The sequence below is a fragment of the Roseburia sp. OM04-10BH genome (genome assembly GCF_003462605.1).
GTDB classification, from domain to species: domain Bacteria; phylum Bacillota; class Clostridia; order Lachnospirales; family Lachnospiraceae; genus Roseburia_C; species Roseburia_C amylophila.
In genome coordinates this window covers 67,826-75,939 of sequence record NZ_QTZI01000014.1, presented here as the reverse complement: position 1 = coordinate 75,939, position 8,114 = coordinate 67,826, and the positions used below count along the sequence as shown (strand labels likewise).

At 40.5% G+C, this 8,114-nt stretch carries 8 protein-coding genes and 1 pseudogene; 8 read left to right on the top strand and 1 reads right to left on the bottom strand.

The window, feature by feature from the left end; translation table 11 throughout:
* Window positions 1-59 precede the first annotated feature (59 nt).
* The 6 genes and pseudogenes from DXB43_RS13120 to DXB43_RS13095 form a co-directional block, all read left to right on the top strand.
* Window positions 60-491 (top strand): annotated as a pseudogene (locus DXB43_RS13120) (QueT transporter family protein); the annotation flags it as partial.
* Between the two features lie 122 nt (window positions 492-613).
* On the top strand, window positions 614-1,360 hold the full coding sequence (locus DXB43_RS13115; RefSeq protein ID WP_117697996.1) for a helix-turn-helix domain-containing protein: 747 nt from the start codon (window positions 614-616) through the stop codon (window positions 1,358-1,360).
* Window positions 1,361-1,835: 475 nt separating this feature from the next.
* Window positions 1,836-2,654: an Rpn family recombination-promoting nuclease/putative transposase gene (locus DXB43_RS13110; RefSeq protein WP_158564726.1), complete on the top strand. Its 819-nt coding sequence runs from the start codon at window positions 1,836-1,838 to the stop codon at window positions 2,652-2,654.
* Between the two features lie 313 nt (window positions 2,655-2,967).
* On the top strand, window positions 2,968-3,855 hold the full coding sequence (locus tag DXB43_RS13105) for a DUF2156 domain-containing protein (RefSeq protein WP_117947775.1): 888 nt from the start codon (window positions 2,968-2,970) through the stop codon (window positions 3,853-3,855).
* Window position 3,856: 1 nt separating this feature from the next.
* Window positions 3,857-4,729: a GNAT family N-acetyltransferase gene (locus DXB43_RS13100; protein WP_117947774.1), complete on the top strand. Its 873-nt coding sequence runs from the start codon at window positions 3,857-3,859 to the stop codon at window positions 4,727-4,729.
* Window positions 4,730-4,823: 94 nt separating this feature from the next.
* Window positions 4,824-5,597: a ZIP family metal transporter gene (locus DXB43_RS13095; protein ID WP_117947773.1), complete on the top strand. Its 774-nt coding sequence runs from the start codon at window positions 4,824-4,826 to the stop codon at window positions 5,595-5,597.
* Between the two features lie 84 nt (window positions 5,598-5,681).
* On the opposite strand, the gene DXB43_RS13090 is transcribed toward DXB43_RS13095, so the two are convergent.
* Window positions 5,682-6,011 carry a helix-turn-helix domain-containing protein gene (locus DXB43_RS13090; protein ID WP_117698000.1) on the bottom strand — a complete coding sequence of 110 codons (330 nt, stop codon included), beginning with the start codon at window positions 6,009-6,011 and terminating at the stop codon, window positions 5,682-5,684.
* Between the two features lie 70 nt (window positions 6,012-6,081).
* Here DXB43_RS13090 and DXB43_RS13085 point away from each other — a divergent pair, with 70 nt between their 5' ends.
* Together DXB43_RS13085 and DXB43_RS13080 are read left to right on the top strand one after the other, a co-directional pair.
* Entirely contained in the window at window positions 6,082-6,384 is a 303-nt protein-coding gene (locus tag DXB43_RS13085; protein WP_117698001.1) for a helix-turn-helix domain-containing protein, read from the top strand.
* A 5-nt stretch (window positions 6,385-6,389) separates the two neighbouring features.
* Window positions 6,390-8,111: a phosphoadenosine phosphosulfate reductase domain-containing protein gene (locus DXB43_RS13080; RefSeq protein ID WP_117947772.1), complete on the top strand. Its 1,722-nt coding sequence runs from the start codon at window positions 6,390-6,392 to the stop codon at window positions 8,109-8,111.
* Window positions 8,112-8,114 lie beyond the last annotated feature (3 nt).

Below are 8,114 nucleotides of genomic sequence, written 5' to 3'. Positions count from 1 at the left end.
AGATGGATAAATCTTTTACAGAATGGGATTAGCCATCAACACGTTTTGTCCTATAACCCAGTATTGCAGGACTGGCATCCGGTACGATTCAGGTGCGTATTTCAGAAGCATTATGTATTCTGCCAGTATTTACGACTGCAGCAATTCCGGGATTATGGCTGGGATGTTTTCTGGCAAATATGCTGACAGGCGGGATTCCGGTGGATGTTGTGTGCGGAAGCATTGCAACTTTGATTGGAGCGTTTGGAACTTATGCATTAAGAAAGCATAAATTCGCATGTACATGGCCGCCGGTTATTGCAAATATGGTGATTGTACCTTTTGTATTACGCTATGGTTATGGCTTTATTACAGAATATAAAGGCGTTGACTGGTCGATTCCATTTAATGCACTTACTGTCGGAATCGGAGAAGTTATCACTTGTGTGATTTTAGGCAGTGTATTACTCCGGGTACTGAATAAGTACCGCAATGTAATCTTTCATGAATAAAAATAAAATAATACTTGCAATTTAAAATGCCATAAAATATAATGGTTTTAGACCAAAGAGGGTATATTCGAAAGAATATGCCCTCTTTTTACATCTGAAAAATACTTAAAGAGGGTGATTGATTGAAAACATTAGAGACAAATGACTGGATGATTTTAAATAGTATTATTTATAAGATTTATACGACGGAAGATGCAGATATTATGCGGGAGCAGTTTTTAGAGCAGATGAAGATGGTGCTGGATTTTGACAGTGCAGATTTTTTTCTCGCAGACAGCCAGGAGAGCAGGCATCTGGTAAGACCGGTCACTTATAATTGTGATGATGAATCCCCGATGTATGATGAAATGAATTCGAATCGCGGAATTGTATATAGCGGAAAGAGTCTGGTGTACCGGGAAACAGATATGATATCGGATGAAAAAAGGGTACAGACAGAATATTATCAGAAGGTGTACCGGCCAAATAACTGGCATTATGCAATCCAGATGATATTGGGAAGAAATAAAGAATTTTTAGGCGTTGTCACTTTTTACCGGACAATCGGAAAAGATAATTTCCAGTATGATGACATTTTTATTCTGGACATGTTGAAAGACCATCTGGCATTCCGGTTATATAAGGACGGACAGCAAAAGGATGAAAGGGCAGAGAAACTAACGATAACAGAAGTAACAGAGAAATATGAACTGACAAAGCGGGAGCATACGATACTGCAGCTTCTGATGCAGGGAAAGGATAATCATACCATCTGTGAAGAATTGTCCATAAGCGTAAATACATTAAAGAAGCATATCTTAAATATCTATCGGAAGCTGGGTATCAGAAATCGTGTTCAGATGTTTAAGATGATTAAAGAAAAAGAGTGATTTTTCTATATCGAAAAGATGATGGAAAAGGAGATTTTTCTGTGAATGAGGCAGAGAAATCTTCTTTTTTTTGTTTACGCGAGTAGCGAGAAAAATCGCATGCTTGCATGCAGATTTGGCGAGCACCGCGATAACTCGAGAAACTCGCAAAGCGTGTTTCTCGTAGTTTAAGTTGCCAGGCATCCGCAAGAAGATGCCAGTGGCAGGTTTTGCAGTTATAAAATTTTTCTGAAATAACAGAAGGGCATATTGACTTATTAAGAAGTGGCAGGTATGATGGCAGTATCGAAAGCAAATCATTTGCTTTGATTTCGTAGAGCGGGAATATTTCCCAGATTCATTGGCATTTTCGCCAAAATTTCCAAGAAACAGGATGAAAAGTAAAAAAGAGACGGTAAAAGAGTTGGAACAAACGAACTGGTTTGGGTTGTCAAGTCGGGACTCTTTTACTATAATGAAAGGAGAACTATTGTGTATGGCAAGAAAATGTAAAAGCTATGAGGAACTGGAACTTTCCGATGATTTCATGTTTGCAAAGGTGATGCAGAACAAGGCTCTTTGCAAGGAATTGCTGGAACTGATTATGGGCTTTCCGATTGCGGATATTGTATATCTGGAGGAGCAGAAAACTCTGGATGTGGCAGCAAATGCCAAAAGTGTGCGTATGGATGTGTATGCTGCGGATGAGAATCAGACGATTTATGATATTGAGATGCAGACAGGAAAGAAAAAGCATCTTCCGAAACGAAGCCGTTATTATCAGGGAATCATAGATATTGACGAGACAGATAAGGGAATCGAATATCAGAGCTTAAATAAAAGTTATGTAATATTTATCTGCACCTTTGATCCATTTGATGCGGGCAGACATATTTATTCCTTTGAGAACCGGTGCATACAGGATTTGAATCTGGAACTGGGGGACGGAACAGGGAAAATCTTTTTGAGCGCAGTGGGGCGGCAGAACGATGTCAGCGCAGAGATGAAAGCATTTTTGGAATACTTGTCCAAGAAAACAATAGAAACAGACTTTGTGCATCGACTGGACCGGGAAGTTCAGCGGGTCCGTGATAACCAGAAATGGAGGAAAGAGTATATGCAAAGACAGTCGGATTGGATTGAAGATAGAGAAGAGGCAAAAGAAGAAGGAAAATTAGAACTGCTGAATCAGTATGTAAGCGGAATGAAAGCTAAGAACATATCAGAAACTGAAATAAAAAATAATCTGATGGATATTTTTGCATTGCCGGAAGAGGAAGCAGAAAATTTATTGCAGGGTGGTAAAGAACAGTAAAATATATATTGGAATAGCATGATTTAAGGAGAAGGTTCGCTATTGTCATAACCGATGGAAAGGGGCAATAGGGAATCTTTTTTTGCTTTACAGGAAATTGCTTTCCTGTAAAGTAAAAAACGCTCCGCGAGGATGCACACTGCGGCGTATAAGGTAGATGTCGCAAGCGACCGCCGCAGGCACGAGAATGTGCCAAGGCACATTCTTTGTTACGATAAACTTGAAAATATGTTTCAAGTAGTTTATGGCAGGAGCAGAATTTGACAATCTGGGGTATAATAATTGAAGAAGAAAAGAGAATGAGGAAGATGATATGATAGAATTTAGATCAATAACCATAGATGACAGAGACTGGATGAGTGAAAAGCTCAGGGAAGATAACCGGCAGGGCTGCGAATACAGTTTTGCAAATAACTTTATCTGGTCTGTGATATATAAAGTGGAAGTGGCAGAAGTCTGCGGCTGCTGCGTGATAAAATTCGATGCAGAAGGGGAAGACTGTTATGCATTCCCAATTGGAGCCGGAGATAAGAAGGCAGCAATTATGCAGCTCCTTACACATGCAAAAGAAGATAACAGCAAGCTCTATATTGAAAGTATTGAGGAGGCAGACCGGGAGTTTTTAGAAACGTATTTTTCCGGTATTTTTCAGATCGAAGAAAACAGGGACAGCTTTGATTATATTTATACAGTGGATAAGCTGACCAGTCTGGCAGGAAAGAAGCTTCATGGCAAACGAAATCACATTGCAAGATTTAAAGATGACGAGGATTGGAGTTATGAGCCAATGACAGCGGAAAATAAGCAGGAATGCTATGATATGAATCTTAAGTGGTGCGACCGGAGAGCCTGCAAGTGGAATGAGGATATGAGTGATGAGCAGTGTGCCCTGAATCAGGCAATGAAATATTTTGATGAGTTGCATTTAGAGGGCGGCATATTGCGTAAGGCTGGAGAAATCGTAGCATTTACCATAGGAGAACGATTAAATTCCGATACTTATGTCGTGCATTTTGAAAAAGCATTTCCGGAAATACAGGGTGCTTATCCAATGATTAACCAGCAGTTTGTAATGCATAATTGTCAGGAGTATAGTTATGTAAACCGAGAAGATGATGCTGGGGATGAAGGACTGCGAAAGGCAAAATTATCCTATTGTCCTGATATTTTGCTGAAAAATTATACTGCACGGGAGATTTAAGATGGAAATACGGTTTGCAACAAAAGAGATGATTCCACAGATAAAAGAGATTTGGCATCGGTGCTTCGGGGATGAAGAGGACTATATGGAATTCTATTTCACGCACCGGTTTACGGAAGAAAATATGCTGGTGTGTATGGAAGATAAGAAGCCTGTGGCAATGACAACATTTCTTAAGGCGTATCTTGTGACCGGGGAAGGCGAGATACCGGTACATTATGCTTATGCAGTAGCAACCCTGCCGGAATACCGGGACAGGGGCTATGCAAAAATGCTGTTAGAAAAAGGAAAACAGCATTTTCAGACACCGATTGTCTTAGAACCAGCCAGCGAAAGCCTCATATACTATTATGAGATGCTGGGATTCCGTATGGCATTTTGCGTAGCAGAGCGAACTATTCTTCCAGATGAAATTGCAGAAGCAAAAGGGGAAGAAAAAGGGCAGCAGGAATACTGGCTGCTTACAGTGACACCGGATGAGTATGTGCAGCTTCGGGATGCTTATTTTATGGAAAATGGTTATATCCGCTGGGATAAGGATGCAATTACTTATGCGTTGCTGGAAAATGACTATGCAGATGGTTATGCTTATAAAGTGCAGCATCATGGCAGAGAGGATCTTTTATTATTCCGGGAAGAGGAAAATGCAATCGAAGTATTGGAAACAACTTTATCAGAGCAGGATTTGCTGGCGGTATTAAAGCGTCTTCGGATAAAAGTTCCGGTCAGAGTCAGAAAATCTCTGGCGGCAGTTGAAAGAGAAGAACGAGTCGGAAATGATAAAAAAGAACAGGGCTATCAGAAAAAAGATTTTGGCATGATAACCGGCTGTGATGAGGTAAAGAATGGGTACTTGAATCTTACGCTGGAGTAGAAACTTTATGAGATAAATTCTATATGAGAGAAGAATTTTATAAGAAGATAATGAAATGCTGCTTTAGAATAGCAAGTGTGAAAGGAGGTTTTATATGATTGGAATATATATCTGGATTCCGTTTGTAGGAACATTTTTAGGGGCGGCCTGTGTGCTGTTTATGACTGGGGAGTTGAAGCCGCTGGTGCAGAAATCCCTGCTGGGATTTGCATCCGGAGTCATGGTGGCAGCGTCGGTATGGTCGCTATTGATTCCGTCTTTGGAAATGTCAGAAGAAATGGGAAGGTTGTCATTTATTCCGGCAGCAGTTGGATTTGCCCTTGGAATTGCATTTTTGCTGATTTTGGATAGGATTATTCCGCATTTACATTTAAACAGTGATGAGCCGGAGGGAATTAAAGCACACCTAAAAAAAACAACCATGCTGGTACTAGCAGTTACCTTACATAATATTCCGGAAGGGATGGCAGTGGGTGTAGTATTCGCAGGATTTCTGATGGGCAGCGGAAATATTACTTTGACAGGAGCACTTGCCCTGGCAATCGGTATTGCCATACAGAATTTTCCGGAGGGTGCAATTATATCCTTGCCACTTCGCAGTGAAGGAACCGGAAAAGGAAAAGCATTTCTTTACGGTGCATTGTCCGGCATTGTAGAGCCGATAGCTGCAATTATAACCATTGCAGCAGCATCCATAGTGATTCCGATTCTGCCGTATCTGTTATCGTTTGCAGCAGGCGCCATGATTTATGTGGTAATCGAGGAATTGCTGCCGGAGGCATCCACAGGCAGCCATTCGAATATTGCAACCATATGGTTTTCAGTAGGATTTCTGCTGATGATGATATTGGATGTGGCACTGGGATAGAAAATCCCGGATAGCTGATAATTTGAGGAACATCTCATTTTTATCAGCTATCCGGGATTTTTTTGCTGTCGGAAGATACCACTTTTAAGATAAATTCAATAATTTCTGTATTGCTTCCTGCATTTCCGGGTGCTTCCGGTATTGTAGAATCAATTCTTTTTCATGTCTGGTCAGAATAATTTTTTCGGAATCGTCATAACCGAAAGTTCCAAGAATGTCATTGATTTTATATATTTCGCATAAGAGCAAAAGCGTATCGGCATCCGGCTGGGTCTGACCGCTTTCCCAGCCATAAATGGTTTTTGGCGCTACCGGGACAGATTTCTCACTTAACTGGATGGAGACATCCGTTACGGAAAGCTGGTTGCGTTTGCGATATTCTTTTAATACTTTTGCGATGTTTGCATTTTTCATTTTTTCACCTCTTTTTTAATCATAAACTAACATATTTTGAACGTCAAACAATTCTCGGATAACAGGAAAAATGAATGTTGATATTCTCTTTAAGAAAGAATATAATGCTATTTATAAGAAAATATTCCCGGAGTCAGAGAATATTATGAGTTGGAATCTTTTAAAGAGAGAAAGAAAAATGGCAAAGACAATAACAGAAAAATTAGCAATATACATAGCAGATAATCATTTATCCGTAACACAGGTTGCACGGGATACCGCCATTTCGGAGGATAAACTGCAGGTGGGAGCAAAAGAAAGCCTGAACGCAACAGAGTTTCTGGAATTGTGTTCCTATTTGAATGTGAAACCGGAAGAATTGAAGAAATGGTGAGTTAAATGCAAAGATATCGATGCACGAAAGATAATATCATAACACAGACCAGCGTCTGTCCGGTATGCAAGGAACGGGCGGAACTGGAAAAATCCGACATTTACTGGTGTGATACCTGTAACATTCCTTTATATCAGAAAAAATGTTCCTGTGGCAGTAAGCCAAGGAGAATGGTATCGGATATCCGCCCGGTATTTCCGGAGGAAAGATTGCTGTTAGAAATTTTGCTGAAAAAGCCATTTGCATTTTTAAAAGATTCGGTATGGAACGGCTCCGGAAATAAATATTATGTCAATGGCAAACGAATTGACTTTTCTGTAAAAGATTTAATAGAAGTAGACGCAGAAGAAGTGCGTAAGCAGTATGAGGATTTGAGAGAACAGAATACCTATCAGTATTTTGATTCCTATATAAAAAGATTCTTAGAGGAGAACCGGGAGCGTTATGAAGAGATAACCACAGAAGCGACCGGTTATATCAGAGAGAGCACGAAGAATTATAAGATTCAGGATATGTTTGTCTCTTTTTCCGGTGGAAAGGATTCCACGGTGGTATCCAGTCTTGTAATGCGGGCGTTATCAGAACCGAAGATACTTCATATTTTCGGGGATACTACATTGGAATTTCCGGAAACCATGCACTATGTGGAGCGGTTTAAGAAAGAGCATCCGAAGACACCGGTTCTGTCATCGAGAAATAAAGAAAAGAATTTTGAAGAACTGTGTGAACTGATGGGACCGCCAAGCCGTGTCATGCGCTGGTGCTGTACTATTTTTAAAACGGGAGCAATCCAGCGGAAGATAAAAGCGTTGTTTGGTGATAAAGATAAAATAATTACATTCTATGGAATCCGGAGAAGTGAGTCTGCCAGCAGAAGCAAATATGAGCGGGAGACAGAAGGCTCGAAGATTACGAAGCAGATTACGATTTCGCCGATTATTGACTGGATGGACTTTGATATCTGGCTGTATCTTCTGACTACAAAGACAGATTTCAATGACGCATATCGCTGGGGTTATACCAGAGTAGGCTGCTGGTGCTGCCCGAATAACAGTGCCTGGTCAGAATTTTTATCAAGAATTTATATGCCGGAGCAGTCAAAGCACTGGCAGGAATTATTGGTTGATTTTGCAAGGCGGATTGGCAAGCCGGATGCAGAAAGTTATATTCGGGATGGCAAATGGAAAGCCAGACAGGGCGGCAATGGTGTGGAATATGCCAATAAAGCAGTGGTGTCATTTAAACCCTGTGTATTGGAAGAAAACAGCTTTAATTATGAATTGCAGCGGCCGATTTCAGAAGAATTATATGAGCTATTCCGACCGTTTGGATATATCAATAAGAATCTTGGAAATGAGCGTTTGGGAGAAGTGTTTATTACCACAAAAAATGGCAATCCAAGAATCAAATTGCAGGGACGGATTGGTAAGACTACTCTGAAGGTGACAATTTATGATATGCATCTGGATGGAGCAAAAAATCTGGAAACAGCGGAAGATAAGATAAAATGCCAGCTGACCAAATATCAGCTCTGCATGGGCTGTAAGGCCTGTGAAAGTATCTGTAAACACAATGCGATTGTTATCCGGGATGAAAAGGATGGGAGTATTTCCTATCATATTTTGGATGAAAAATGTGTCCGCTGTGGAGAGTGTGTCAACCATTATGTAGGTGGCTGTTACATCAGAAAAGTGCTGGCAACAAAACGAGGAAAAAGGGAAGAGTAAGAA

Excerpts from the sequence above, each read along its gene's own strand:
- DXB43_RS13110 (WP_158564726.1), top strand. The coding sequence starts at position 1,836 with ATGGCAAGAAAATGTAAAAGCTATGAGGAACTGGAACTTTCCGATGAT.
- DXB43_RS13105 (WP_117947775.1), top strand. The coding sequence starts at position 2,968 with ATGATAGAATTTAGATCAATAACCATAGATGACAGAGACTGGATGAGT.
- DXB43_RS13100 (WP_117947774.1), top strand. The coding sequence starts at position 3,857 with ATGGAAATACGGTTTGCAACAAAAGAGATGATTCCACAGATAAAAGAG.
- DXB43_RS13095 (WP_117947773.1), top strand. The coding sequence starts at position 4,824 with ATGATTGGAATATATATCTGGATTCCGTTTGTAGGAACATTTTTAGGG.
- DXB43_RS13090 (WP_117698000.1), bottom strand. The coding sequence starts at position 6,011 with ATGAAAAATGCAAACATCGCAAAAGTATTAAAAGAATATCGCAAACGC.
- DXB43_RS13085 (WP_117698001.1), top strand. The coding sequence starts at position 6,082 with ATGAATGTTGATATTCTCTTTAAGAAAGAATATAATGCTATTTATAAG.
- DXB43_RS13080 (WP_117947772.1), top strand. The coding sequence starts at position 6,390 with ATGCAAAGATATCGATGCACGAAAGATAATATCATAACACAGACCAGC.